29 protein-coding genes are annotated in these 25667 nt (G+C 62.9%); 8 read left to right on the plus strand and 21 right to left on the minus strand.

Annotation, left to right across the window (positions count from 1 at the left end):
* The 3 genes from HUN39_RS17690 to ybgF all read right to left on the minus strand — a co-directional run.
* Positions 1–482, minus strand: a 482-nt coding sequence (locus tag HUN39_RS17690; protein ID WP_175095761.1) for an ATP-dependent metallopeptidase FtsH/Yme1/Tma family protein, incomplete at its 3' end; no start/stop codon positions are given.
* Positions 483–659: 177 nt separating this feature from the next.
* Positions 660–1694, minus strand: a complete 1035-nt coding sequence (gene tilS / locus HUN39_RS17695) for a tRNA lysidine(34) synthetase TilS (protein ID WP_175095762.1) — start codon at positions 1692–1694, stop codon at positions 660–662.
* Positions 1695–1731: 37 nt separating this feature from the next.
* Positions 1732–2721 carry a tol-pal system protein YbgF gene (ybgF, locus tag HUN39_RS17700; RefSeq protein WP_175095763.1) on the minus strand — a complete coding sequence of 330 codons (990 nt, stop codon included), beginning with the start codon at positions 2719–2721 and terminating at the stop codon, positions 1732–1734.
* A 135-nt stretch (positions 2722–2856) separates the two neighbouring features.
* Between ybgF and HUN39_RS17705 the strand changes: the two genes are divergently transcribed.
* Positions 2857–3081 carry a hypothetical protein gene (locus tag HUN39_RS17705; RefSeq protein ID WP_232366195.1) on the plus strand — a complete coding sequence of 75 codons (225 nt, stop codon included), beginning with the start codon at positions 2857–2859 and terminating at the stop codon, positions 3079–3081.
* A gap of 104 nt (positions 3082–3185) precedes the next feature.
* On the opposite strand, the gene HUN39_RS17710 is transcribed toward HUN39_RS17705, so the two are convergent.
* From HUN39_RS17710 to HUN39_RS17760, 11 genes are all read right to left on the minus strand, one after another.
* Complete coding sequence (locus HUN39_RS17710) at positions 3186–4898, minus strand: MlaD/PqiB family protein (RefSeq protein WP_175095764.1); 1713 nt, start codon at positions 4896–4898, stop codon at positions 3186–3188.
* Positions 4899–5107: 209 nt separating this feature from the next.
* On the minus strand, positions 5108–6409 hold the full coding sequence (locus tag HUN39_RS17715) for a phage major capsid protein (protein WP_175095765.1): 1302 nt from the start codon (positions 6407–6409) through the stop codon (positions 5108–5110).
* Positions 6410–6703: 294 nt separating this feature from the next.
* Positions 6704–7174 carry a hypothetical protein gene (locus HUN39_RS17720; protein ID WP_175095766.1) on the minus strand — a complete coding sequence of 157 codons (471 nt, stop codon included), beginning with the start codon at positions 7172–7174 and terminating at the stop codon, positions 6704–6706.
* 156 nt (positions 7175–7330) lie between these two features.
* Complete coding sequence (locus HUN39_RS17725; protein ID WP_332310787.1) at positions 7331–8569, minus strand: AAA family ATPase; 1239 nt, start codon at positions 8567–8569, stop codon at positions 7331–7333.
* A complete protein-coding gene (locus HUN39_RS17730) occupies positions 8566–8805 on the minus strand; it encodes a hypothetical protein (RefSeq protein WP_175095768.1) in 240 nt (79 codons plus the stop codon). Before HUN39_RS17730 ends, HUN39_RS17725 begins: the two co-directional genes overlap by 4 nt.
* Positions 8802–9125, minus strand: a complete 324-nt coding sequence (locus tag HUN39_RS17735; RefSeq protein ID WP_175095769.1) for a VRR-NUC domain-containing protein — start codon at positions 9123–9125, stop codon at positions 8802–8804. The genes HUN39_RS17730 and HUN39_RS17735 overlap by 4 nt, the downstream gene beginning before the upstream one ends.
* Before the next feature lie 183 nt (positions 9126–9308).
* Positions 9309–9569, minus strand: a complete 261-nt coding sequence (locus HUN39_RS17740; RefSeq protein ID WP_210267047.1) for a helix-turn-helix domain-containing protein — start codon at positions 9567–9569, stop codon at positions 9309–9311.
* A 104-nt stretch (positions 9570–9673) separates the two neighbouring features.
* Entirely contained in the window at positions 9674–10318 is a 645-nt protein-coding gene (locus tag HUN39_RS17745; RefSeq protein ID WP_175095770.1) for a hypothetical protein, read from the minus strand.
* Positions 10319–10500: 182 nt separating this feature from the next.
* Positions 10501–10671 (minus strand): hypothetical protein, encoded by a 171-nt coding sequence (locus HUN39_RS17750; RefSeq protein WP_175095771.1) that lies wholly within the window; start codon positions 10669–10671, stop codon positions 10501–10503.
* Positions 10668–11072, minus strand: coding sequence for a hypothetical protein (locus tag HUN39_RS17755; RefSeq protein WP_175095772.1), 405 nt, complete (start codon positions 11070–11072; stop codon positions 10668–10670). The genes HUN39_RS17750 and HUN39_RS17755 overlap by 4 nt, the downstream gene beginning before the upstream one ends.
* Positions 11073–11142: 70 nt before the next feature.
* A complete protein-coding gene (locus tag HUN39_RS17760) occupies positions 11143–12363 on the minus strand; it encodes a tyrosine-type recombinase/integrase (protein WP_175095773.1) in 1221 nt (406 codons plus the stop codon).
* A gap of 143 nt (positions 12364–12506) precedes the next feature.
* On the opposite strand from HUN39_RS17760, the gene HUN39_RS17765 reads away from it, so the two are divergent.
* The 3 genes from HUN39_RS17765 (at position 12507) to HUN39_RS17775 (ending at position 15573) form a co-directional block, all read left to right on the plus strand.
* Positions 12507–13127 carry a nuclease gene (locus HUN39_RS17765; protein ID WP_232366196.1) on the plus strand — a complete coding sequence of 207 codons (621 nt, stop codon included), beginning with the start codon at positions 12507–12509 and terminating at the stop codon, positions 13125–13127.
* Between the two features lie 16 nt (positions 13128–13143).
* Complete coding sequence (locus HUN39_RS17770; protein ID WP_232366197.1) at positions 13144–14577, plus strand: M48 family metalloprotease; 1434 nt, start codon at positions 13144–13146, stop codon at positions 14575–14577.
* 114 nt (positions 14578–14691) lie between these two features.
* Positions 14692–15573: an RNA polymerase factor sigma-32 gene (locus HUN39_RS17775; RefSeq protein WP_175095775.1), complete on the plus strand. Its 882-nt coding sequence runs from the start codon at positions 14692–14694 to the stop codon at positions 15571–15573.
* A gap of 44 nt (positions 15574–15617) precedes the next feature.
* Here the strand turns inward: HUN39_RS17775 and HUN39_RS17780 are convergent, their stop codons facing one another.
* Positions 15618–16526: a CarD family transcriptional regulator gene (locus HUN39_RS17780; RefSeq protein ID WP_332310788.1), complete on the minus strand. Its 909-nt coding sequence runs from the start codon at positions 16524–16526 to the stop codon at positions 15618–15620.
* Between HUN39_RS17780 and HUN39_RS19055 the strand changes: the two genes are divergently transcribed.
* A complete protein-coding gene (locus HUN39_RS19055) occupies positions 16507–17124 on the plus strand; it encodes a hypothetical protein (protein ID WP_332310789.1) in 618 nt (205 codons plus the stop codon). The genes HUN39_RS17780 and HUN39_RS19055 overlap by 20 nt on opposite strands.
* 310 nt (positions 17125–17434) lie before the next feature.
* Here HUN39_RS19055 and fdxA read toward each other — a convergent pair whose 3' ends face one another.
* The gene (gene fdxA / locus HUN39_RS17785) at positions 17435–17773 is read right to left on the minus strand and encodes a ferredoxin FdxA (protein ID WP_123176018.1); all 339 of its coding nucleotides are present in this window, start codon (positions 17771–17773) and stop codon (positions 17435–17437) included.
* A 121-nt stretch (positions 17774–17894) separates the two neighbouring features.
* On the opposite strand from fdxA, the gene HUN39_RS17790 reads away from it, so the two are divergent.
* Positions 17895–18719, plus strand: a complete 825-nt coding sequence (locus tag HUN39_RS17790) for an RMD1 family protein (RefSeq protein ID WP_175095777.1) — start codon at positions 17895–17897, stop codon at positions 18717–18719.
* On the opposite strand, the gene miaA is transcribed toward HUN39_RS17790, so the two are convergent.
* A complete protein-coding gene (miaA, locus tag HUN39_RS17795) occupies positions 18682–19623 on the minus strand; it encodes a tRNA (adenosine(37)-N6)-dimethylallyltransferase MiaA (RefSeq protein WP_175095778.1) in 942 nt (313 codons plus the stop codon). The genes HUN39_RS17790 and miaA overlap by 38 nt on opposite strands.
* Before the next feature lie 27 nt (positions 19624–19650).
* On the opposite strand from miaA, the gene serB reads away from it, so the two are divergent.
* Positions 19651–20553, plus strand: a complete 903-nt coding sequence (serB, locus tag HUN39_RS17800; protein WP_175095779.1) for a phosphoserine phosphatase SerB — start codon at positions 19651–19653, stop codon at positions 20551–20553.
* 117 nt (positions 20554–20670) lie between these two features.
* Here the strand turns inward: serB and HUN39_RS17805 are convergent, their stop codons facing one another.
* The 3 genes from HUN39_RS17805 to hflK form a co-directional block, all read right to left on the minus strand.
* A complete protein-coding gene (locus HUN39_RS17805) occupies positions 20671–22158 on the minus strand; it encodes a Do family serine endopeptidase (RefSeq protein WP_175095780.1) in 1488 nt (495 codons plus the stop codon).
* A gap of 63 nt (positions 22159–22221) precedes the next feature.
* Entirely contained in the window at positions 22222–23148 is a 927-nt protein-coding gene (hflC, locus tag HUN39_RS17810; protein WP_175095781.1) for a protease modulator HflC, read from the minus strand.
* Positions 23145–24284: an FtsH protease activity modulator HflK gene (hflK, locus tag HUN39_RS17815; RefSeq protein WP_232366198.1), complete on the minus strand. Its 1140-nt coding sequence runs from the start codon at positions 24282–24284 to the stop codon at positions 23145–23147. Before hflK ends, hflC begins: the two co-directional genes overlap by 4 nt.
* A 116-nt stretch (positions 24285–24400) precedes the next feature.
* Between hflK and HUN39_RS17820 the strand changes: the two genes are divergently transcribed.
* Positions 24401–24784 carry a YidH family protein gene (locus HUN39_RS17820; RefSeq protein WP_175095783.1) on the plus strand — a complete coding sequence of 128 codons (384 nt, stop codon included), beginning with the start codon at positions 24401–24403 and terminating at the stop codon, positions 24782–24784.
* A gap of 317 nt (positions 24785–25101) precedes the next feature.
* Here the strand turns inward: HUN39_RS17820 and HUN39_RS17825 are convergent, their stop codons facing one another.
* Positions 25102–25440, minus strand: a complete 339-nt coding sequence (locus HUN39_RS17825) for an NIPSNAP family protein (protein WP_175095784.1) — start codon at positions 25438–25440, stop codon at positions 25102–25104.
* Positions 25441–25667: the final 227 nt, after the last annotated feature.

The following is a 25667-nucleotide window of genomic DNA, read 5'->3' on the forward strand; positions in this document are numbered from 1 at the left end:
ACGCCGGCGACGTCCTCGAAGGTGACGCGGCCTTGGGTCTCCGTCAGCAGTTTCGCTTTCGATTTGCCAAAGCCCATGGCGCGGCCTGCGCCGCCCTGCATTTGCCGCGACAGGAAAATCCAGACCGCCAGGAATGCGACGAGCGGCAGCGCGTTGAGAAGAAGCGTCACCAAGAAGCTGCCGCCTTCATTATTCGGCTTGGCGCTGATCGAGACGTTCTTGGCTTGAAGGCGCGGCACCAGATTGGCGTCGTCCGGCGCATAGGTCGTAAACGGCCGATTATCGTTGAAGTGCCCAACGACCTCATTGCCCGCGATCGTTACGTCGTGAACGCGACCCTGATCGATCTGCGTCAGCAGTTCGCTATATGATATGTCGCGGATCGGCGTGCGCTGGCCAGGCTGCTGAAACAGCATGACAAGCGCAACCACGAGCAACCCGATGATTGCCCAGAGTGCGAGGTTTCTGAAGTGTGGGTTCATGTGGGAAGCCTGTCGGGAGCCGCTCGGTCGGGCTTATCCCCCGAAGCGCTCCGCTCATGTGCTTAATTTAGGCGCACCGGGACGCGTTGCCAAGTCTCGGAAAAGCCCGTGATTCCAGGCGTTGTTGCGTGGGACTTGGCCGTTTCGGACAAGTTCGTCCCCCACAACGCGAATTCGCTAAGTCAAGCTTGAGCGCCGAGGCGGCGCCGGACGCAGCCGAATCCGTCCGCCGTTCGCGTCAATCGAGATATCGGCAAGCGTCATTCGGACCGATGCGCGCGCAGCCAGGGCGGCGGCGACGCGCGCGCTGGCGCGCTCCAAGCGTTCGAGGCGAAGCACATGCGCGGGCGCGAGACGTTGAATCGCGCTCGCGAGCACGCGTTGGAGAATTTCCAGCGGCGCCTCGCACAGCGTCGCGGCGTCGAGCTCGACGCATGACGCTTCGTCGCGACGCAGCGCGCGCGCCAGCATTTCAGCGGCGCAATGCGCCAGCGCGGCATCGGCGCGCGCCGCACGCGATCCAAGCCGCTGAAGCGCATCTCGACTGAGCCCCTGCGCGGCGAGCATAGGCGCCAACCCGCGCAGCCGCACACGCGCGAAGCTTTCGTCTTCATTGGACGGGTCGCGAAAGAACGGTTGACCTGCGCGCGCGCAGACCGCCTCCAACTCCTCTTTGCGAAAGTCGAGCAGCGGCCGTAGCAGCGGGATGTCTTCGTGGCGTGCGATGCGCGCCATGCCCGCAAGTCCGGCGACTCCGGAGCCGCGAGTCAAACGAAACAGGATCGTTTCGGCCTGGTCTTCCGAATGATGCGCAAGCGCGATCGCGGATGCGCCGATTCGCCGCGCGCAGGCGGTCAGCAGCGCGTATCGCGCGCGCCGCGCCCGCTCCTGGAGGCGCGTCGAGGGCTTTTCTTCCTCCCACGTCAATAGATGATGGGCGTAGCCAAGAGCGCGCGCCCAGCGGCCGACCTCCTCGGCCTCCGCGCGCGCCTCTTTGCGCAAGCGATGATCGACCGTCGCCACGGCGATGTGACGCGCCGCGCGCAAAGACCATTGCGCGCATAGCAGCATCAAGGCGACGGAGTCGGGCCCGCCGGAAACCGCGAGCAGCAAGGAGGGGTAGGGCGCAAGGAGTTCGAGCGCGTTTTCACGACGTCCCTCGAGCGAGTCGTCGTCGATTGCGGCAAGGTCTTCCGCCTCCGTGCGCGGCATGCCTAGGCCGGAGGGGCGCCGACCGCCGCGCGGACGGCTAGCATTGAATTTTTTTGCTTTCGCGTTGAGCCGCTTCGCGGATTCGCGTCGCCGCTTTCGGGAATTTGACATTGATCTCGGAATAGGAGGCGCACGCCTGCTCCTTCGCGCCCATTGCGCTCAGCGATTGGCCAAGCCGCAACAGCGCTTCCGGCGCCTGCGCCGAGTCGCCGTATTTCGTCGAGATTTCCAAGTATCTTTCGGCGGCCTCGCGGTGCCGTCCGCGCAAAAAGAAACTTTCGCCAAGGTTGAATGTCGCGGCGGCGGCGAGCTTGCTCTTGCCGTTCTTCGCTAAAAACATCGAGAGCGACTTCTCCGCTTCCTCATATTTGCCGGCGCGCAACGCGCCGACCGCCTCATCATACTGCTCCTTGGGGGCCGCGACCGGCGGCGCGGCGGCGATCTCCGCAGGCGCCGGCTGATCGCCGACAAGGCGGCCGTGGGCGATATCCAGCGGCTGGCCGGCTTCGCGCACAGGGGCCATCGTCACCGAGCCCGTTGTTCGCGGGGCGCTTTCCAGCGGCGCTGACGGAGGCGTCGCGCCGAGCGGCCGCGGCGCGCCAGGCGCAGTCGGCTGTGTTGTGGGATCAAAGGCGTCGCCGCGCTTGCCGGCGTTGGCGCTCGTGTCGGGCGCCGTCGACGCGATGGCTGGCGGAGCTGTCGGCCCATGCGGCGCAGCCTCCGCGTGCGGCTCGGGCTTTGCGGCGCGCAGCTGCTCTTCCAAAAGCTGCACCCTGTGTTGCAACTCCTCGTTTTGTCCGGTCAATCGGCGTAGCTCGCGCTCCAGCCGATCAATCCGCATCGCCGCCGCCGCGTCCAACCCCGGTCCCGCCTCAGGACCTTCATAAATATCCGATGGCGGAACATTGTAGGTCTGAGCATGGCGGAGGTCTCCCTCGGGCCGAGGATCGCCATAGACGTCGAACGCCTGGGCGGCGCCCGCCGTGAACAAGGGCAGGGCGAAGATGAGGGCGTAGCGTGGGAACATGGTCGCGAAGGCCGAGACTTGCTCTAAAGGCGCCGCTCAATTCGACGCGGCGCGACATCGCCTTACCATAGTCGCCCATTCGGCTAAAATTAGGCGATGCGATCATTGAGTCTCGTTTGGGTTCAAAGAATGGCGATGGCCTCGTTTGTGGCGGCGGCCTGGCCGTCACGCGCCGAGTCGCTTCCGCCTGCCGCGGAAACCGGCGACTGCTCGCTCGAGGGCGCCGTTCCGGCGACCGTCGCCGCCGTGGATGAGGACTTCGAACTGCTGCTCGATGATGGCCGTCGCGCCGCTCTCGCGGGCCTCGACTTTCCGCCGCCGGAAATGGCGGAGCTGCGCGCCCCAAGCTTCACGTCATAGCGATTTGAAACCAAATGAAAAAGACAGACGATATTTGACTAGGTATTACTTGTGGTCTTACTCCAGAGGCCGGATATTGGCGCGTCACGGCGAACGCTGGCGAACTAATTTCGCCTGCGCTGCGCGTCTGCGAGCATGCCCGGCATTTGTTTGCTGAAATCCTTGAGCATGCTCTGCACCGTGAGAACGACACCCTGCGGCGTGACCTGATGTTGAATGTCGATCCCCGGTGCGAAGTTTTGAATGACGACGTTTGGCGAACCGCCCATCTTGTCGAACGGCGTCACGGTCGCCGGCCCTTGAATAAGCTCCGGCCCGGCCTCGCCGGCGATGCCCCATTTGCCCGCGCCGAGAGTCCCGCCATCGGCCATGAATTTGAACGGCGCGCCGCTGAACAGCGGTGAGCTGAAGGTTCCCGGACTCTTCGCTCCAAAGCCAAGAATACCGCCCAGGGCGCTCGCGCCGGCGCCCAGAAGCCCGCCGAGCAACCCGCCACCCTTGCCGCCCGACAGCGCGCTCTTAATCCCCGATGACGCCAATTGTCGCGCAAGGTCGGCGAGCACGTCCTTGGCCTTCTTGCCGTTGATGGCGATATCGGCGAGCGCGCTCGCCATGTCGTTGGAGAATTCCTTCACGGCTTTGTTTAGGAGTTTCTGCGCTTCCGTCAGCTCTTGGACCTTTTCCTTGTGCTTGTGCATGGTTTCGCGCGCGGCCTTATGGGCGTGCTCTGCATTGGCTGGAAAAGCGATAGACCCGCTCGCGCCGCCGACTGTTATTGTCGGCAGCGTGCGCTTGTTGCGTTCCGTCTCGCGCTCTGCTGCCGCGCGCATATCGAGCAACTTCTTTCGCCCGATCTGCAGCGCCTCTTGGCGGTATTCGAAGTCGCTAGTCCCGACCTTGCCGCCGAGCCCAACCGCTTCAGCCGCCATGCCGAGTGCACGCTTGCCGGACGCGATCGCCGCTTCAATCCCGCGCGCTACATCCCGGAAAGCCGTCGCGACCGCTTCCGCAGCCTCTAGCGCCCAGCGTTTGATTTCCGCCAAATAGTTGATGACGTTGTCGCTGATGCTTTGCCAAATCTTCTGGAAGTCGGCTTTCAATTCCTGATAGCGCGCGAGTGTCGTCTTCTGAAACTCGTTCATCTCGCCGCCGGCGTCTTCGGCGAACTTGCGCACGTCGCCGCCAGCCTGCTCAAAGACGCGCTGCATCTCTTCCGACAGCCCAAGCAGTTTGATCGCGTTGAGCTTGTCGACCTCGCTGCGAGAATTGGCAATCAACCGCGCAACATCGGCGAACACGTCCTTGAACGGCCGAGCGGCCCCGCTGGCGTCCTTGAGCGCGATGCCATTCGCCTTCATGAACTCGGCGAGCTTGCCGCCGTCGCGCGCCGCTTCGCTCAACCTCAGCGCAAACTCGCGAAGATCGGCATTCATCGCCTTGGGATCGAAGCCGAGCGCCGAGCCGGCCTTGTTTAGGTTCTGCAAAGAACCGAAAGATACGCCGAGCGTGCGCGCGGTTTCCTGCAGCTCGCGCAGATTTTCTGTCGCCTGGGCGATGGCCTGGGGCAACTCGCGAACGAGCGTCGCCGTCATTCGAGAGGCGAAGCTGGCGATTGAAAGCTGCAACGTCGAGAACTGATTGGTGAGCTTGCGCGCGCTTCCCGTGGCGTTGTCCATGCCGCGCTGCATCTCGCGCGATGCGGATTGAGCCTGTCGCGAGACTTCGCCCAACTGCCCGCGCACCTGCGCCATGCCGCGCTTCAGGTTCTCAATATCGGCTTTGAAGCTATAAACGATCGCTCCGACTTGCGCCGCCATCCTTCATTCTCCATTGCAGCGGATGCAATATCGCCGAACGCCATGCGGTATTGCTCGCGGTCCTACATGCAAGAGCGGCGCGACGCTCTGCGGAATCAAACAGAGCGCCGCACCGGGACGGGGTTTTTGAGCACTCGCCGTCTTGCTCGACCAATTCGCGGCATGACTAAACCGCTGGCCCGGCCTGCCAAAGCGACGACGTGTGAGGGTTAAGACGTCGCGAATTTGAGAAGCTTCGCCGCCTCGAAATTCTGAACGGCGCCGCCGACGCGCTTCGTGGTGTAGAACAGCACGTAAGGCTTGCTCGAATAGGGATCGCGCAGCGTGCGAATGCCGATGCGGTCGACGATCCGATAGAACTGCCGCATATCGCCGAACAACATGCTGTAGCTGTCGGCCGCCATGTCGGGCATGTCCTCGGTGTCATAGACCGCGTGGCCGCCGAGCGTCGCAGGCTGGCCAGCGGCGACGGCGGGTTGCCACAGATAGTGCCCCTGGCTGTCCTTGAGCTTCCGAGCCGCTGCGATCGTGCGGCGATTGGCGAGCCAAACCGCATTGGCGCGATAAATCCCGCGCAGCCCATAAATGATGTCGATGATCGGATTAAACGTCAGCGTCGCATCGAACGCGCCAGACGCGCCGCTAGGATAGTAGCCGATCTTCTGCCACGCCCAGGACGCATCCGCGACGACGGTTTCAGTCAAGAAACCTCGCGGCTTCGTGAGGCCGGTTCCGGTGACGAACGCCTGACCTTCCATCTGCGCGAAGATCATCGCCGCCTCGTTGGCGATCCACTGCTCAACGTTCAGGAAGCTATCGTCCAACATGCTTTGCGTCGCCGCCGGCATGCAGTAAATCTCGTTCACAGGGATTTCGATTTCCTTGAACGAAGATGCGGTCGTCTCTGTGCGAGCCGTCGTCTCGCCGACCCATCCGGCGGTTGCGCCGCGCATGTTGACGGGGATCTTCAGCGCCGAGTTGCCGATCTGCGTCACGCTGGCGACCTGGCGGATTGGTGAAATGAGCAGGCTCAATTCGACCATCGTCCGCTCGACCTGCGGGAGCACCGTGAAGCCGCCATCGGGATCCGAGCCGACGCTCAGCGCCTTCAGCTCGGGAACAGTCTCGCCAAGCCGCTCCAATTCGAGCTTTGCGGTGTCGCCGCCCTTGCGGATGTATTTCGCGAAAGCGGCCTCATAGTCCATCGCCTCGCGGGATTTGTATTCTCCACCATCGGCCATGCGCGACAGAATCGTCGAACGCTTCAGCGCCAGAATTTCCTGCCCCATCGTCTTTTCGATGTCGGAAATGCTCTTGTTGATCTTGTCGACCTGCTCGGCGGTCAGCGGATCGGGGCGGCCCCTTTTCAGTTCGGCCAGCTCGCGACTGTGCTTTTCCTTGAACTCCTCGAAGGCGCGGCCGATGCCTTCCATGGCGCGAGAGACTTCGGCCATAGAGCCGGACTTTGTTTCGAGCGCGATCGGGCTGCGCGCGCCGGTAAGACGTTGCATGAATGACATTGGGAAACCGTGGGGTTTGCGCCAGCATGCCGGTTTCGCTCATCTCGAGCGGCTCTCGGCGGGTTAGGCTCTTCGTCACGAAGAGCGGCTCGTTTGGCCCCAGCCTCTCGCTGGTCGCGTTCGGCGGCCCTATAGGCCGCCTGGCCGCCTGCCTCACGCAGGACACCCAACGCAGAAATTATCACCCAAAACCGCAGGCGAAGCAATACCTGCGATAAGACCTATGGCTCTGCTAAACAGCGAGCGCTAGTGAATACAGATGACTATCGGCGAACAATGGCGGACTTACCATCCGCCTAAGTGAATTCGCGGGCCGTCGACGTGATCGACGATTTCAGGCTCGCGTTCTTCCTCCGGAGCGATGATGGCGAGCGGCGCGGGCGCGGCGTCCGTCTTGTCTTCGATGACGGCGGGGGCGCGCTCCGTGCGCTTGGCGAGCGGCTCAATCCTGTCTGCGATGCGTTCCCGCGGGCTGATGATCACGCGCTCGATCCGGTTGAACTGGATCGCCGCCAAGTCTCCCGAATGCTCCACAGCCGCCAGGCGAGCGTGCATGTAGGGCGCGGCGTCCTTGGCGTAGGCGTGCGCCTCGTCCAGCTTTCCAGCCGCGTGAGCCTCGCGCATGGCGTGCAACATGACTTCGAGCGGCGTGAGGCCTTCCTTCGTCGCCTTCTCAGCGATCTCGCGCGTCTTCTTGGTAACTGAGCCAGGCTTCCTGCCGGCTCCTGGCCTTTTGCCGCCGTGCCCGTTCGCCATGATAAGCCTCGATTGAGTTCAACGCGAAAAATATGCGTTTCATACATCCGGTTCAACGCGTTTCACCTGCGTTTCACCTGCGTTTCATGAAACGTGCCCGTTGAAACGTGCGTTGCGTTTCACTCACCCCCCTTAGGGGTGAAACGTGAAACGCAGTCACGCGGGGGTGCGGGGGATAGTTCTCCATATGAGTCCATGATCCTCGGCAAAGCTGCCTTTGTCCAAAAGCTGGGCCTTGGCGCGCTGTAATTGCGTGCGGCTCGTGGCCATCACCTGTCCATTGTCGTCTGTGTCGAGGAAGCCCCGGCTTTTCAGCCTTTCTCGAATTGCGTCCGTCTTGACCTTGCGGACGGGAGCGCCGTCAAAGCCCTGCGAAGGCGTCACGCCGTCCGCAAGGTCGTCATAGGCGGCAAGGTAATTTCGGCGCACTATGTCCTGCCCACTGTTTGCCTTACCTTTTGCTGCGGCAGGGGCGTCCTCTGACGTGAAGCCGTTTTCAGTGCAACGCACGATACGCGTGGCGAACTGCTTGAAATTCTCTGGTGTCTTCATCCGCGCCTTGGTGAATTCGAGCTGAAAGGCCGCCGAGGGGTCGTCGCCGCCGTCTTCGAGCTTCGAGAGCATGATGACGGTGTCCATTTCCCATTCGCGGGTTTTCGTCCCAAATCCCTTGGTGGCGTCGTGGCCAGTGTGATGCAGCCAAACTTGCGCGATGCGCCGCGCGGAAAGCAGGCGCACAAGGTCTTTGACGGGAGCCCAGCTTTCCTCTTCGGCCATGCTGCCCGTGAGCAGACACATAATGGCGTCAAAGAAGATGATATCCGGCTTCACCGTCTCGATTTCGCGCAGGAGCCATGCGCGGCCCGCCTCAGTGTTGAGCGGCGGCATTTCATCGGGGCCGAGAACGTCGCGGTTGTAGGCGAATAGCTCGATATCCTCGCCGTAGCGATCGGCGATGATCTCCAGGCGCTCCTTAAAGGTTTCCGCCGGAAGCTCGCCGTCGAGATACATGACCCGCGCGCAACGTCGGCGTTGCCATCCGAGCGTTCCGAAGCCGGCGGCCATCGCTCCGCCGACATCCATGCTAAATAGCGTTTTGCCGATGCCCGTCGCGCCGATCAGGAGTATGCGCGAAGTAGTGCAGATCACGTCGCCGAGTAGATAGTCGCGCGGCGGCAATCTGCGCCGCAACCATGCCGATAGGAGAAGATCGTCGCGAGATGCGAGCGGTTCAAATTTTGGCTGCGGCTCGCCTCGCGGCTCAAATACGCCCGGCGGCTCAACGGGTAGCGGCGTGTCGTCGTAAATCGCCTCGTAGCTCGCGCCTGGCGGGCGCTGGCGCGTCTCGCGGCGCCATTCGCCTATGGCTTCGTCGACCTGCGATCGATCGCTCACGCGGCCTCGCTTTCCGCGCGGCGCGCGTTTTCCAATTCGGCAAGGTCTTTGAACGTCGAGGCCGCAGCCCGAACGTGAAGGATCAATCGCCGTAGCTGATATTCGAGCCCGACGTCGTCGCCCAGCTCGGCGTAGCGCGAGATAATCTCGGCGTTGGCGCCGATCACGCCGGCAAGTTCGGCTATGTGCTCGCGGCACTGCTCCGCGGCGCCGGGAATGAAGACAGGCGCGTTCATATCGCGCCCCCGAACACAAGCAGCGCGTGCGCGTCTGCGTCGAGACAATGCCAATGAGCGAACGCAAGCAGCGCATCGCGCATTGTGTAGGCGGTGACGTGCTGGACGCCGTGTCGGACGCACCAAATATTGAAATCTTCCTGCGCGTCGCTCAGCTCCTCGCCGTCGCGCTTCAGTTCGAGGCAATGCAACGCGCCGGTCGGCGGAATTAGAACGAAGTCCGGCGCGTCGGTCGGCGCCGTGGGCGTGCGGCCAAGCGACTTTATTTCAAGCGGCCAATTTGCCGCTTTTGGGCGAGATTGCAGAGCAAGCGCGTTCATCGTGCCGCCTCCGCAAAAGCCAGCTCGGCGACAAGTCGCGCCGTGGCGGGCGGGAGTTGATGACGGCGGGCTAAAATCCGCGCTTGAAGCTCGCGGATTGTCGGGCTATGTTCGGGGCGTCGTGTAGAACAGCACATTGGACTTGAAGGAACGCCGATCCCCGCACGGGTCGGCGTTTTTCTTTCAGGCGACATGCTCAGCCCCCTCCAGTTTCGGCGACGGCGAAGTCTTGCTGATGGTGTGTCCAGCGGCGCGGCAGCGCGCGACGAAGGCGTCGAGGCTTTCGACAGTGATCATGGTTCTGCCGAGCACTTGAACGAATTCAATCTCGCCGGCCTTCCCGAGCCTGTAGACGCTAGTCCTCCCTAGGCCGGTGTAATCGCAGGCGTCGTTGATGCCCATGAACGCCGGCTTGCGGCCGGTATCTCCAGGGTTCGAAGTCATTGAAGTGTCTCCGCGTGTTAAGGTGCACGCAGAAGAACACGAGACGCGGGCGCGGTCCGTTCAGAACTGATCGCCGACTGTTCAGAAGTGGGCCGCGAGTGACCTTATTGGACCGCACGCGGCCGCAATTGAATCGGCTCCGGATTGAAGCGCCCAGGCTCGAAGCAAAAAACGCTCTCAGGATCGATGAATGTTGCGCTCGATCGAGGCCATGTATGCTTCTCGCCAGCAACGCGAAGCGCCTCTGCAAAATTCAAAAACTCTGGAAGGTGATTCGCGGCGCAAGGAATCTCCCAATTATCGCCAGGGTCGTCTTCTGGGAAAAATTTAAAGAACGCCCCCCAAAGATGCGCGACGTTTTTGAACTTGGGCCAAACCCCTCGCTGAAAGTAACCGACATCAAGCCGTAGCGCGTCAGAGTGAAAACTGTTCTTTCGCCCAACTTGCGCGATTGCGCCTTCTATAAGCTTATTTTGACTTACTTTTTTCCGGTCAATTGCGCTTTCTATCGCACCGCAAAGCACGCGACCAACTACCATGCCGTGCATGATGATTGTGTGCTTTGTCGCTTCAGCTAATTCATATTTACCGGCGGTCGGTCCCGGAAGAATAGATCGATAATGCTGATCTCTCTTCTCGGCGTCATCAGGAAAAAACATGTATATGGCGATCGTTTCTCGATCGAATTCATGCGGTTTGAATTCCGCTCCTGGTCTTAGGCGGATTACTCGGCTCGTGAGGAATTTCATAGGATGATCCTTTTGAAGATATTGTTGCGCACGTAGGACTCACTGCCCGCGGCGCAAATCCTCTGGCATGAGCCATTCGGCAAGATCGGCGAAGCGGCTAGACGCGCGCATGGCAAAGAACGCAAGGCGAATGCGCCAGATGCGCGCCCAAGCGCGCAATGGTAGCGGGTGCGTTCATGGCTTCAGGCGCCCTCAAACACGAGTTCGGCCTCGGCGCCGCCGCCGCGCAGATGCGGAGCGCTGCAATCGGCGTCCAGCTCGTCGCCGTCGCGATCGATCAGCCAACAGTCGCCGACAGCCCATGCGTAATCGGGATCAATGCCGGCGCTGGGGTTGCGGGATGCGTCACTCATGACTGCGGCTCCTGATGGCGTGCGAGCCAATGTTCGGCGTCAAACGCCTCGGAAAGCCTTTCCATTTCACGGGCGGCGTCCTCTACAAGCTGAAGAACGCCAGGGCCGACCGAGTCGGAGCGATCGCCCAAGACATCGCTGACCGCCGCTACAAGTCCCCACATGCGACGGTTCATATTGTTGAATTGGTCCGAGAAATCGACAGGCGATATTGGGCCTTCGTCGCCGGAAAAATTGTAGTAAAGCCGCGCGGCCTTCGCGATCGTCTCGGATTTCTCCTGATCGATGCATTCAAACAAAAAAGTTAGAATTTCACGATTGACGCCAGCATCGCGCAGCTTGTCCACCAGATCGGCAATACGGAAGCGCGGCGCAGTTGTGGTATTGGATTCCTCAGCCATGATGCGAAACTCCAATTCGCGTTGTGGTAAGGCCGGGTCTGGCGCGGCAACGCCTCGCCCGGCCGTTTCATCAGACGGTCACCCCGCCCGATCTTTGCAGCGGGACGACGTTCCCGCCCTTGTCCTGATCGATGTAGCTGGCCCAGGCGGCCATCAGCGCCCGGCGCTTCTCTAAGGCGTCCGAGCGCCTGTAGGCTTGCTCGGCTGCGTTCCCCACGACATGCGCCAGAGCCGCCTCACAAATTTCGCGAGGGTAATGCGTCTCATTGCCGGCCCAATCGCGAAAGGCCGAGCGAAAGCCGTGAGTGGTCGCGTCGCCCACGCCCAAGCGGCTCTTGAGAACCGTCAGCGCGGACGCCGATATGTGCTTGCCGCGATCGCGACCCGGAAAGACAAAATCGTTTGTGCGTGCGGCGTGTAGCTGTTGCAGGATATCGACCGCCCGGTCGCACAGCGGAACGCGATGCTCGCGCCCGGCCTTCATGCGAGCCGCGGGAACAGTCCACACCTTTTCGGCGAGGTCGATTTCCGGCCAGCGGGCGCCGAGCGCCTCGCCGGCCCGCGCCGCGGTCAAAATAATGAATTCGAGAGCCAGCGCCGCTACGCTGTCCGCCTTGCGCAGCCGCTCCATGAACTCCGGAACGTCACGGTAGGGCAGGGCCGCATGATGGCCGCGCGCAAGCTTCTGGCGCTTGGGAAGCATATGCGACAGATGGCCGCGCCACGCCGCCGGGTTCTCGCCCGAGCGATGGCCCTGCGCTTTGGCGGCGTCAAGAACGGCCTCTATGCGCCCGCGCAGCCGTGACGCCGACTCTGGCTTGGCGGTCCAGAGTGGCTTGAGAACGGCGAGAATGTCTTCCGTGGTGATTTGGTCGACGGGCTTTGAGCGCAGCGGAGCTGCGTATTTGGTGAGCGTCATCGTCCATTGCGCCAGATGCTTGGCGTTGCGCCATTCAGACGCCTTGGCCTCGATCAGCGCGTCAGCGACTCTGCCGAAGGTAGGAACGCGGCCAGACAAGCGATGCTGCTCGCGCCGCAATTGGATCGGATTGAGGCCATCGGCGACTATCGACCGCCCATTCGCGGCCTTTTCCCTGGCGCGGGCGAGCGAGACGGCGTTGATGGAGCCGAGCCCCGCCTCAGTGACACGTCCGCCGCGCGTGAAGCGGAAAACCCATTTCTTCGCGCCGCTCGGCGAGACGACAAGATAGAGCCCGCCGCCGTCGCCATAGCGACCAGGCTTCGCCGTTGCAACCGTCCGGTTTGTGAGCTTGTGCAGCCGTCGCGTCATGCGTCCGCCTCAAATCAGTCTTGCAACAAGTCTTACTCCAAAACGCGGATTGTGGCAAGCAGCTACGGACGCGCGCGGACTCTTTTGACCATAATGTGCTGTAATTACTGTATAAAATAAAACGTCTGCGGTCTTATGCGGTCATGAGTGTGGCGGAGCTGCGCGCCGCCATCCGCAGCCGTCTGTCCTCGCGGCTCGCCGGCCGAGACATATTCCTGGGCGCCTTTGCTTCGACATTGGACCGCTGGGGCAGGGCGCCGGCGAGAATTTACGCAAGCCCGGCCGAGGGAGGCGCTTCGGCGCCTCTCACGTCCGTGGCGGCCGCGCTGCTCTCGGCTGGCGAGGCGCGCTTTCGTCCGGATCCGATGGCCGCCGCCTGCGCCAAGGCGTATCTGGCCGCCGAGGCCCCCGCGCGCGATTCGGGCGTCGGGGTTTGGTCGCGCCCGGAGTTCCGTCCGATCGACGTCTCGGCGCCCGGCGCGGTGGATGATCTGAAGCGGCGCAAGGGAATGATTGTCGTCGTCGGCGCGATCCGCTCGGTCGGCGAGTCGCGGCGCGCCTTCTACCTTAATTTTGGCGACAAATGGCGCGATAGCTTCACCGTCGTGATTCTGCGGCGCAATTTGGCTATATTCGGGCAAATCGAGCCCCTCTTGCTCGTTGGGCGGCGAGCGCGCGTACGAGGACTTATTGAGACCGGGGCTCGCATCGAAATCGCTACGCCAGCCGAGATCGAATTTATTGACGGCGTCGCCTCTCGTTAGGCGGACGGCGCTCGCCTTGCTGGCTGTCGTCGGCGGCTTGGCGATCGGAGGCTGCGCGGAGCTCGAGCGGCAAGGACAGATCTTTACCGCCCCATTGCCTCCGACGCGGCCGGCTGGGCCGCGAACCGATAATCGCAGCACGGTTCAGCATAAGGAACTCGTCGCCCAATTCGGCGGCGAATACGAGGCTCCGGGCGCAGAGCATTACCTTGATGGCATTCTCGCCAAGCTGGCGAGCGTCGGCGAAACGCCCGGCCAACCAGCCTACAAGGTGACAATTCTCAACACGCCCGTCGTCAACGCCTTCGCGCTGCCCTCCGGCAATCTTTACGTCACGCGCGGACTGCTGGCGCTTGCCGGAGACGCTTCGGAGGCGGCGGCGGTGATGGCGCATGAAATCGCCCATGTCTCGCTGCGCCACAGCGCGCTCCGCGCCGAACGCGAGCGGGAGGCGGCGATCATCTCGCAAGCCGCGGCGGTGATTCAGAATCGCCAGAAAGGCGACGAGGTGCGTTCCAGTCAGCGGCTCTCCGTCGCGAGTTTTTCCCGTCAGCAGGAACTCGACGCCGACGCCGCCGGCGTCCGCGTCATCGCCCGAGCCGGCTTCGACCCGTATGGCGCTTCACGCTTCCTGACGGCGCTGGGTCGGTCGACGGATTTGCGCGCGGCGCTCTACGGAAAGAAGAAGTCGCTCGACTTCGACATTACGTCGACGCATCCCTCCACTCCCGACCGCATCACAAGAGCTGTTGCCGCGGCGCGACAAATCGGCGCGCCCGGGATCGGCGTCGCCGACCGCAGCGGCTATCTCGAGGCCATCAAGGGCGTCGCGTTCGGCGACGATCCAATGGAAGGCTACGTTCGCGACCGCAAGTTCACCCATCCGCGACTGCGCTTCGCCTTCATCGCGCCTGAGGGCTTTCTTCTGGAAAATTCCAACGAAGCGGTATTCGGAGTGCGCGAAGCCGACAATGAAGCCTTGCGGCTCGACAGCGTGCGCCTGCCGTCGGACGAGAATCTCGAAGCCTATGTCGGCTCCGGTTGGGTCGACGGCCTGCTTCCTTCCTCCGTGCGCAAGATGGACATCAACGGCCTCCCCGCCGTGATCGCCGTCGCTCGGGCGGGGGAGTGGAATTTCCGGCTGGCGGTGATCCGGTCGGGCGAGTTTCTCTACCGCCTGATTTTTGCAGCGCGCAAATTGAGCGACGAGGCCGACGCGCTCTTCATGGAGTCGATCAGATCCTTCCGCCGGCTCGGCCCCGATGAAACCACTGACGCGCGGCCCTTGAGGATTGCGGTGGCTGTCGCCGCCCCTGGCGACACGATCGAAACGATGGCCGCGCGGATGGTGGTTCCTAACCGGCCAGTCGAACATTTTATGCTTCTCAACGGGCTGTCCGTCGGCGACGCCCTCACCGCCGGCGAACATTACAAAATCGTAACCGAGTGAAGTCCGGTTTTTGCTCGCTTTGGGAACAACTGCCGCGCCTGACGGTTATCCAAAGCAAGGCAAATCTTGGCGCGCGGACTCCCGCCATTAGTGGGGCCGCGTATGGAGGGCGTCATGGCTTATATGCCTGGACTCGGGCGCGAATTGATCAAGGCTGCGGCTGAGGCGCCTTTTCTGGAACGCGACGAAGAAAAGCAGCTCGCCATCGCTTGGCGCGAGCGGGGCGACGCTAAAGCGCTTCATAAGCTCGCCGCCGCACATATGCGCCTCGTCATCGCGCTTTCGGCGAAGTTCAGACATTATGGATTGCCGCTCTCGGATCTCGTCCAGGAAGGCCACGTCGGACTCTTGGAGGCCGCAGCGCGGTTCGCGCCGGAACGAGACGTACGCTTCTCCACCTACGCCACATGGTGGATCAGAGCGTCGATCCAAGATTACGTTTTGCGTAACTGGTCGATCGTGCGGGGCGGAACAAGCTCGTCGCAAAAGGCGCTGTTCTTCAATTTGCGTCGCTTGCGTGCGCGGTTGGCGCGCGAAAATCACGGTAGGAGTGCAGTCGACACCTATCAGACGATCGCGAACGCGATCGGCGTTTCGCGGGCTGACGTGGAGATGATGGATTCGCGTCTATCGGGTTCCGACGTATCGCTGAACGCGCAGCTCGTCGACGACGATACATCTGGCTCGGCGCAGAGGATGGATTTTCTTGTCGACCAGAAACCTCTTCCCGACGAGGTCGTCGAGGAGACGCTGGATTCGGATCGGCGCGCGCGCTGGCTCAAGGATGCGCTGGCGATTCTCTCCGAACGCGAGTTGCGCATCGTGCGCGAGCGTCGGCTGGCGGAAAATCTGGTGACGCTTGAGACGCTGGGCGATCGCCTTGGCATTTCCAAGGAGCGGGTGCGGCAGATCGAAAGTCGCGCGCTGATCAAGTTGAGGCGCGCGCTGTCGCGGATGCAAGAGTCGGCGACGCCTGACGAGCCGGCAAGAGCGTAACGAAAAAACCCCGGAAGCGGCTTCCGGGGTTTTTTGTCGTCTGATTAGGCTGCTCGGTCCACGTCAGCCTCATCCCCGCCGTCGTCGCCCGTATCTCCCTCCGCCTTCGGCCCGCGGCGGGGGCCCTTCAGCAGAAAGGATTCGATCAGCTTCAGCGATTCCGAATCGATGAGCTTACGCACGGCGGCGACTTCACGCGCCATGCGATCCAAGGCGGCCTCGTAAAGCTGGCGCTCCGAATATGACTGCTCGGGCTGGGTATCCGACCGGTAGAGGTCGCGAACCACCTCGGCGATGGTGATGAGATCGCCCGAGTTGATCTTCGCCTCATATTCTTGAGCGCGGCGCGACCACATAGTGCGCTTGACGCGCGCGCGGCCACTCAGCGTCTGCAGCGCCCTGTCAACGACGCCCGTATCGGCGAGCTTGCGCATGCCGACGCTGACGACTTTGCTCGTGGGCACTTTGAGGGTCATCTTGTCCTTGATGAAGCTCACGACAAAGAGTTCCAGGCTGAAGCCCGCGACTTCTTGCGTCTCGACGCCGACGATCTGCCCGACGCCATGCGCGGGGTAGACGATGTATTCGTGGAGCTTGAAGGCGGGCTTGGCCGACGGCGCCGCGGGTTTCGGCCTGGCTGGAATAGCCGGTCGCGCGCCCATGCCGGGCGCCGCCGAGGTCTCCTGAGATGTCGCTGGAGGCGGGGGCGCGACCGTCACTTCAACGGATTTCGGCTCCGCCTCCGCCACGGGACGCGGCTTTGCCGCCACAGGCGCCGCCGGCTTCTGCTGCTCGACGGGCTTGGCCGCCGGCTGCTTGGCCGCTGCGGTCGCCGTCGCCGCCTGGGCGGGCTTCGCCGCCGCGGTCTTGCTGGAAACGACGGGCTTCGCCGCCGGCGTCCGAGCGCTGGCGCTCACCTTTTCAACCGCGGTTTTGGCCGCTTTCGCGGCCACGGCGCGCTTCGTCGCGCTCTTGCCTGCGACCGCAGTCTTGGCGGTCGGCTTCGCCGCCGGCTTGGCGGCGGAGGCGTGGGCCACGCTGCGAGAGCTCGCCGCTGTCCGACGCGTCGCCGTAGCGCGCGCCGGCGCCTTGGCGGTCTTGTCTTTGGCAGTCGATTTCGATTTCGTCGTCGTTGTTTTTGATGTCATCGTTCTCGCGGCTTTTGCGGAGGTTTTTGCGCTTGTCTTCCGGCTCGAAGCGGCGGCGGCCCGCGCGGGCTTTCCCGCCGAGGCGGAGCGGCTGGCCGACTTCTTCGATGCCGATGTTGAACTCTTCGCTGCGGCGGTTTTCGTCGCGCCGCTCTTGGTGGCGGCGCTCTTGGCGGCTCGCTTGGCGAGCGTCTTGGAGCGAGCGGCCGAGCCCTTGGCGCGCGCTGCTGCGGTGGAGGCAGTCGCAGGCGACTTTTTCTCGGTTTTGTTGGAGGGCATACGCGGGCTACTCCTATGCTGTCCCGCTGTGGAGACGGGACCATCGCTGCCTGACGAATCGCGCACGCCGCCGGCGAAAAAGCCGCGGCGGCGCCGCGAAGGCGGCCAGTGGAAACCTTGCTAGCGCCGCATACTCAATAGCCGGCCAACGGGCCGGCCTTCGAGAAAGAGAGGCTTTCGAATTCGTCGCGAGACGGTGACTGGCGCCGGATCGCCCTTCGACAAGGCGTGCATTTAGTGTGTGATTTATAACACGCCCAAGCGTGAAAATCAAAGGCATATGCGCGCGAGCGGCGCCCGCGCCGAGGCCGCGAACTACGCTAACTGACTATGGCTTCTGACGTTTTAGATAAATTAAGGATGTGGAAACTCATTATTTGCAAGTTAGGCGCCAAAATTGGCAAGTTAGGCGCCAAACCGGCGCTGAACGCCGTTCAGTCTCCCTCGCCGGCCTCCGGCGAAAAGAATTGCTCGAATTTGCCCGGCTTGCCGTCCCATTCCTTGGCGTCAGAGGGCGGCTCCCGCTTGATGGTGATGTTGGGCCAGTTCTGCGCCATCTCGGCGTTAAGCTGCAGCCACTGTTCGAGATTCTCTTCCGTATCGGGCTTTATGGCGTTGGCCGGGCACTCGGGTTCGCAGACGCCGCAGTCGATGCACTCGTCCGGATGGATCACCAGCATATTCTCGCCTTCGTAGAAACAGTCCACCGGACACACTTCAACGCAGTCCATATACTTGCACTTGATGCAGTTTTCCGTGACGACATAAGTCATAAGGGTGATCTCTCCCGCGACCTTGCCGCTTGCTAGCTTTTTTGCCAGCGTCACGCAAGACGAGCAGAACGAGGGCGCGCGTCAGAGATATTATTGCGCGTGCAACCCACAAGGTCAGCAAATGGTCGAAACGATAAATTCGCCCGCGACGACCGCGATCAGCCGGCAGGCGCTGACGGCGCGCGCCCTGCTGCTTGGCGAGCGGATCGACACCGACGGACTCGAACGGGCGGATCTCGTTTCTACGGCGCCGCTCGCCTTCCACGCCGGGCAGAGTGGATTCGCCGTGCTCTACCGCTTCGGGGTCGCCGTTCTCTTCGGCCTTTCGCCGCTGGAGGAGGATGAGATCGTCAAAAAGATCGGCCTTCGCGTTGCGGGCGCTTCGCGGGGCGACGATGAGACCTTGATCATCGAAGGGAATCCAGAGGGCGAGGAGAAGGCGCTGCCGGACGGTCGCCTTGCGGTTAAGGATCTTTCCGAAGCGCGGTTGCTGGTGATCGCCGACGTCTTGGCGAAAAGCGTCGCCCTGGGGCGCGACGAGCGCCGCGTCAACGCGGTCTTCGACACGATCGAGCCCTTCGCCGCCGAGCTTGCGGCGAGGGGAAGCCCGCCATGGAAGCGCAAATCCATGTTGGAGCTCATCGGCCAGACTCTGCTCGTGCGCCATCGCGTATCCGGTCGCGTCGCCGTCGACGACAAGCCGGATGTCCTTTGGGATCGGCCTGACCTCGAACGGCTCTATGCGCGACTGGAGGACGAGTATGACCTCACGCCGCGGGCGCGCACGCTCAACGCCAAGATCGATGTGATTGGCGAAACCGCCCGCGCGCTGACGGATCTCATCGACGCGGCGCGCTCGGTGCGGCTCGAGTGGACGATCATCATACTGATCGCGATGGAGATCGTCCTCACCCTGTTCCAGATGTGGGTGGCGCGCATGAGCTGAGCGCGTCTTCGACGTCGCGCAGCGGCGTTTCGCCAGCAATCCATTTGAAGCTCGGGAGCTGGTGTCGCGCGAAGGTGAACTGACGCTTGGCGTAACGGCGCGTATCGAGCTGACTGCGCACAATCGCTTCCGCAAGCGTCAGTCGTCCGTCGAGATAAGCGATGAGGTGGGGCACGCCATGTGCGCGCATCGCCGGCAGCGACGGATCGAGCCCGCGCGCCTTTAGCGCCGCGACCTCGTCGAGCGCGCCCGCTTGCGTCATTCTCTCAAACCGCGCGTCGATGCGCGCGTAAAGCGTCTCGCGCTCCGGCGCGAGGAAAAAAGCCGCGCATTCCGACGCCTTCAGGATCGGCAAGCTGCGCGGACCTTGAAATGAAACGAGCGGCTTGCCTGTCGCCTCCAGGACTTCCAAAGCGCGCAACAGCCGCTGCGGATCGGTTTTCCGCAGCACGGCGGCCGTTGCCGGGTCGCGCGCGGCGAGTTCGGCATGAAGCTGCTGCGGGGTCTTGTCCTGCGCCCATGCGCGCATGGCTTCGCGCACCTCGCCGGGCACGGCCGGAATGTCCGAAAGCCCGTAAAGCGCGGCCTTGAAATACATTCCCGTGCCGCCGACGAGAATCGGCGTCAATTCGCGCGCATCGAGATCGCGCAGAACGCGCGCGAGATCCTCGAGCCACCGCGCGACGGAATAGTTCGTCGCCGCATCGACGTGGCCAAAGAGAAGATGCGGCGCGGCGGCTTCCTCCTCGATCGTCGGGCGCGCGGTGACGATCCGCAGGTCGCGATAGACCTGCATTGAATCGGCGTTGACGACCGCGCCGCGCCGGCGGCGCGCGAGCGCGAGCGCGAGCGCGGACTTGCCCGAAGCGGTTGGACCTGCAATGAGAATGGCGCGTGCGCGCATGGCGCTATTGCCGCTGAAACGGTGGAGATGTCAAAGCCCATCGGTTACGTCGCGACCCTCATTGCCGGACGGGGCGCGGCGCTCAACGAACGCGCAGTGTCTGGCGCGCTCTACGACGCTGGATTGATCGACGCAGGGCGTGACTGGCTCGCGCCCGATCATGCGGTTGACGCGTTCCTGTCTGGGGCGGGGCATGACCTTGCCGACTTGCGCGCACGGCTGCAGGTGGCTGTCGCGGACGATCCGATCGACGTCATCGTTCAGCCGACGACGGGCCGGCGCAAGAAATTGCTGGTCGCCGACATGGATTCGACCATGATCGGGCAGGAGTGCGTCGACGAGCTCGCTGACCTCGTCGGCTTGCGCGAGCATGTCGCGGCGATCACCGAGCGCGCGATGCGCGGCGAGGTCGCGTTCGAGGGCGCCTTGCGCGAGCGGGTCGCGCTGCTTGCGGGCGTGACCCTCGCGCAGATCGAGACGCTGCTGACGCGCATCACTCTGACGCCCGGCGCGCGACAGCTTGTGCGCACCATGCGCGCGCATGGCGCCCATACGGCGCTCGTGTCGGGCGGCTTCGCGCAATTCACCGAGCCCGTCGCCGAGCGCATCGGCTTTCACGAGACGCGCGCCAATCATCTCGAAATTTCTGACGGCGCGCTGACGGGCGCGGTCGTTGCGCCGATCCTGGGAAGCGAAGCCAAGCGCGCGGCGCTTGTCGAATTGCGCGAGGCGCGAGGCCTGTCGCGGGACGCGACGCTGGCGATCGGCGACGGGGCCAATGATCTCGAGATGCTGCGCGAGGCGGGTCTGGGCGTCGCCTTTCACGCCAAGCCGAAAGTGGCGCAGGCGGCGGATGCGCGCATCGACCATGCCGATCTCACCGCTGCGCTCTACGCGCAGGGGTATAGGCGCGAGGAGTTTGTCGAGTGACAGCCTCGCTCCTTATCCCTCCCCCGTTTCGCAGGAGAGGGGACGCAAACGATCCGGCGCGGCAGATGAGGCGAAGAGGCTGAATCCCTCTCCCGCCGCAGGCGGAAGAGGGTTTAATCACTCCACCGGCAATGCGACGAAATGCGCGTCGCCCTGGCCGTTCGCGACGATCAGCAGCGCAGTCTTCTTGCCCGCGCCTTTCAGGGTCTTGATCTTCTTGAGCACATCCGCCGGGTCGCTCACCGCTTCCTGATTGACCTCAAGCAGCACCTCGCCCGCCTGCAGGCGTTTCTCGGCCGCCTCCGACCGTGGATCGACGGCGGTGATGACAACGCCGCCCTTAACGGTGTCCTTGATCTGATAGCGCGTCCTCAACGCATCCGACAGACGCGACAGTTCCAGCCCCAGCACGCTCTGCGAGGAGCCGTCGCCGCCGCTTTCGGACTTCTCCTTGTCGCCGCCGCCCTTCGAAGCGACCTTCTCCCCGTCCTCAAGTCGGCCGAGCTTGACGGTCTTGGTCTGCTCCTTGCCGCTGCGCACGACGACGAGTTCGACATCCTTGCCGACCGGGGTCGCCGCGACGAGCTTGGGCAGGTCGCGCGACTCCTTGATCGGCTTGCCGTCGAATTTGACGATCACGTCGCCGACCTTCAGCCCCGCCGGCTTGGATGGGCCCTTGTCGTCGACGCCGGCGACGAGCGCGCCGCGCGTCGCGCCGAGGCTGAGCGTTTCAGCGATGGCGTCGTCGATATTCTGAATTCTAACCCCGAGCCAGCCGCGGCGGGTCTCGCCGAATGCTTGCAACTGTTCGATGACGGGCTCCACGGTATTCGCCGGCGTCGCGAAACCGATGCCGACCGAGCCGCCCGATGGCGACAGGATCGCGGTGTTGATGCCGATGACTTCGCCGTCCATGTTGAACAGCGGTCCGCCGGAGTTCCCCTTGTTGATGGAAGCGTCGGTCTGAATGTAGTTGTCGTATGGACCGCTATCGATGTTGCGGTTGCGCGCCGAAACGATGCCGGCCGTCACCGAGCCGCCGAGTCCGAACGGGTTGCCGACGGCGAGCACCCAGTCGCCCACCTTCGCCTTGTCGCTGTCGCCGAATTTGACCGCTTTCAGCGGCTTTTCCGGCTTCACCTTCAGAACCGCGACGTCCACTTTCTGGTCCTTGCCCAGGACTTCCGCCTTGAGCTTCTGGCCGTCGTTGAGGATCACCGTCACCTCATTGGCGTCGGCGATGACATGGTTGTTGGTGATCACAATGCCCGAGGGATCGATCACGAAACCGGAGCCGAGCGAACTCGATCTGCGCTGACGCGGCATTTCCGGCATTCCCTGGCCACGCCGTCGGAAGAACTCCTCAAAGAGATCATCGAAGGGCGCGCCCGGTCCGACTCCAGGCGGCAGGTTGGGGCCGTCGTTACGGGAGCTGCGTTTCGCATCCACCGTGGTTGCGGAAATATTGACCACGGCGTCCGAGACCTGAGTGGAGAGTTCCGAAAGCGAATCGGGACCTTTCGCCTGCGCCGGAGCGACGACGAGGTAGAGTACGGGCGCGGTCGCGAGGATCGCTCTCGCGGCGCGACGAAGTGCGGACGTCATGCGTTATGTCTCCTGTCGAGGGACAAGTATGCCCGGGCGCGGCTCAACGCACGCGCTTGCGGGTCATTTTTTTGGGCTTCGCTCCGGTTCCGATTGGTCCGCGCTCGGCGCGGCGCTCGCCTCCGGAGCCGAGAAAAAACGGAAGAATTCCGAACGCGGGCTGATCAGGAAACGCGTCTCCCCAGGTTTGAAAGCGCTCTCATAGGCTTGCATCGACCGATAGAAAGCGAAGAAGTCGGGATCCCGGCCAAAAGCTTCGGCGAAGATGCGGTTGCGCTCGGCGTCGCCTTCGCCCTTCATCTGGTCGGCCTTCTGTTGCGCTTCGGCTTTCAGCACAACGACGTCGCGATCGGCCTTGGCGGTGATTTTTTGCGCCTGCTCCGAACCTTGGGCGCGATATTCGGCGGCCTCGCGCTGGCGCTCGGTCTGCATGCGCCCGAAAACCTTTTCGGAGATCTGCTGCGGGAGATCGACGCGGCGAATGCGCGCGTCGACGACCTGCACGCCGAACTTTCGCGCCTCGCGGTCAGCCTGCTCCTTGATCTTCACCATCAACCCGGCGCGCTCGTCGCGCACGATCTGCTGCTGGTTGGCTTCGCTCAGCACGCGTCGGACGGCGGAGTTCAACACCGAAGCAAGCTGATTGTTCGCGCCCATGACGCTGTTAACGGTCTGATAGAACCGCAACGCGTCGACGATGCGATAGCGGATGAAGCTGTCGACCTCGAGCCGCTGATTGTCGGCGGCGAGAACTTCCAGATTCGGGCTCTCAACGTCGAGAATGCGATTGTCGAAGGTGACGACATTCTCGACAAGCGGAAACTTGAAGTGGAGGCCAGGCTCGGTAATCAGTCCCCGGCCGGCCACGGGTTCGCCAAACCGCAGCACCACCGCCTGTTCGGTTTGCGAAACGGTGAAGAGGGCGCCGCCGACAGCGATGACGCCGATAAGTAGGGCGACGGCGAGCGCGAAGAGAAGGCCAGACCTCATTTGCGGCCTCCTTGGAAGGGCGTAAAGGCGGGCAGGGGCACGAAGGGCGTCACGCCGCCGCCGGCTTTCGATGGATCGTCGAGAATGACTTTCTCTGAGCCGCCCAGCACGCGCTCCATGGTTTCGATATAGAGACGCTGTCGCGTAATCGTGGGCGCGTTTTTATATTGAGCGTAAATCTGCTCAAAACGCGACGCCTGGCCGCGCGCCTCCGCGACGATCTGTTCGCGGTAGGCCTCGGCCTCCTGCAGAATGCGGGCGGCGCCGCCGCGCGCTTCCGGAACGACTCGATTGGCGTATGCTTCGGCCTCGTTGCCGAGACGCTGCAGATCCTGCTGGGCGGCGGTCACGTCGCGAAAAGCCGCTATCACCTGCTGCGGTGGATCGACCGACAGCAAGAGCACCTGCAGCACCAGCACCCCGGCGTGATAGTCGTCGAGCACCTTCTGCATCAACGCCTGACTGGCGGGCTCGATCAACTTGCGATCGGCGGTCAGAATCTTTTGAATTCGCGTCTGGCCGATGATCTCGCGCATGGCGCTTTCGGCCACGGCCTTCACGGTTCCCGCCTGATTGGCGACGTTGAAGGCGTAGTCTTCCGGCTTCGCCGGATCAATTTGCCAGATGACGCGAAACTTGACGTCGGCGATGTTCTCATCGCTGGTCAGCATCAGGCTTTCTTCAGGCGCTTCCGGCCCTCGAGGCGCGGTGACCGACCCCCGGCGCCGCCCATCCGAGACGACGTTCGGCTCTTCGCGGAAACCGACGTCGGTGATGTTACGGTCGGTAACCGCAAGCTTGACAACGGATCCGATCGGACCCGGAAGATTGTAGTTCAGGCCCGCCTGGGTCTTTCCCATATATTTTCCGAAGATCAGATTGAGGCCGATTTCGTTGGGTCCGACGGTATAGAGCCCCGAGAGCAGCCATGCGAGCACGGCGACCAGCACGAGTATCGCGAGCCCGCGTCCGCCGAATCCGCTCGGCAGAATCTGTTTCAGGCCTTCCTGGCTGCGGCGCAGCATCTCCTCGAGGTCCGGAGGCTGTCCGCCGGAGCCCTGTCCCCAGGGACCTCCCGGCTGGCCCCAGGGACTGTTATTTTGATTGCGCGGCCCGCCTTGATCGCTCCAGGGCATGTCGTCTCGCATTTAGAGGAATGGGCGGCGCTCCCGCCGCGTTTGGCAATGTTATAGGCATTCGACGCCGCTGCGGCAATGACGCGGGGCGCGGCGCTCGCGCGGAGGAGAGGGGCATGATTCGCGATTACACCAATATCGCGGCCAATGAGCGGACCTTCCTCGCTTGGGTTCGAACAGGCATTGCGGTCATCGCTCTCGGCTTCGTCATTGAGCGATTCAATCTCTTCCTGCTGACCATCGCCGGCGCGGTGACCGTCGACGCCGAACAACTGCACCTCCATCGTTTGGAACATCCCGCGGGCCGTTACGGCGGCGCGGCGCTCATCGGCGCAGGCGTCATGCTGATCGTGATTTCGACGATCCGTTTTATTCATACCGCACGGTTGCTCGCGCGCGACGAGCCCTATACGGCGCGCGCGACGCGCGTCAGCCTGTATTTTCTCGCCGTGCTGCTGCTCACGATCGCCGCGTTCAGCGCCTATCTCGCGATCGTGTGAGCTTCACGTCGATGTCGCGGTGGAGAGGGAAGCGCTCGATCGTCCGAGGAGCGACGCGGGCGCAAATTGACGCCTGCTGGAGCCGTCGATGCGCAGGCGCGGCAGAACGGTATCTGGACTGGCGGGCCGCGCCCGACGAAGATGAGCACTACGTCTACGCCGTAGCCCTCTAATTCCGCACCTGCGCCCAATCGGGCACGCCCAGCCGGGAGCCCGCGCCACTGCGAAGATGCAGTTGCAAAATCAGGATGGGCTAAAGGCGCAGTGCTAGAATCACCCAGAGCAGGGTGTTTCATTTATACGATTAAGCGAGCTTCCTAGACCGACGGTTTATTCAGCTCAGCGGCCGGGTCGGATTGGGCTGGTTCGAGGAAGGTCGATGAGACGTGGACAATGTCGGCAGCCGCAAACCCCTCCATGTCGGCTTGAAACTCGCTACTGCCCATATATCGCGCTGCAACCTCCGCAGGATTTTGCCCATCGGCATATTCCACCAACGCAAGAAGGCGCGGTCTGTCACCGCCGACTTCCTTCCAGACGTGGTGGGTGGTGATGCCGAACGCGGCGAGGCTCACGATGTGCCGGGCCCAATGGATGCTGGCGTAGCGGTCGAGGGTTTCGTCGGATGCAAGGGTGTAGGTTCGCAACTCGATCATTTCATACTCCATAGGGATTACCGCACGGTATGCTGCTTGCAGCATGATCGCTGGTCTTGGGTCGCATCAATCTCACCGGCGATCATGCCTGTTCCGATCGCCTCGATCTCGACGCCAAATGGCGTGATGCCCGCTGCTCAGCAAGCCGATAGTGTCAATCGGCTCGCTGAATTGACCCCCTGTCGGCGTCCAACATTGACCCCTCTGTTGCGCGCGTCGTGACGGAA

Origin of the sequence: Methylocystis silviterrae (genome assembly GCF_013350005.1) — a bacterium.
GTDB lineage: Bacteria > Pseudomonadota > Alphaproteobacteria > Rhizobiales > Beijerinckiaceae > Methylocystis > Methylocystis silviterrae.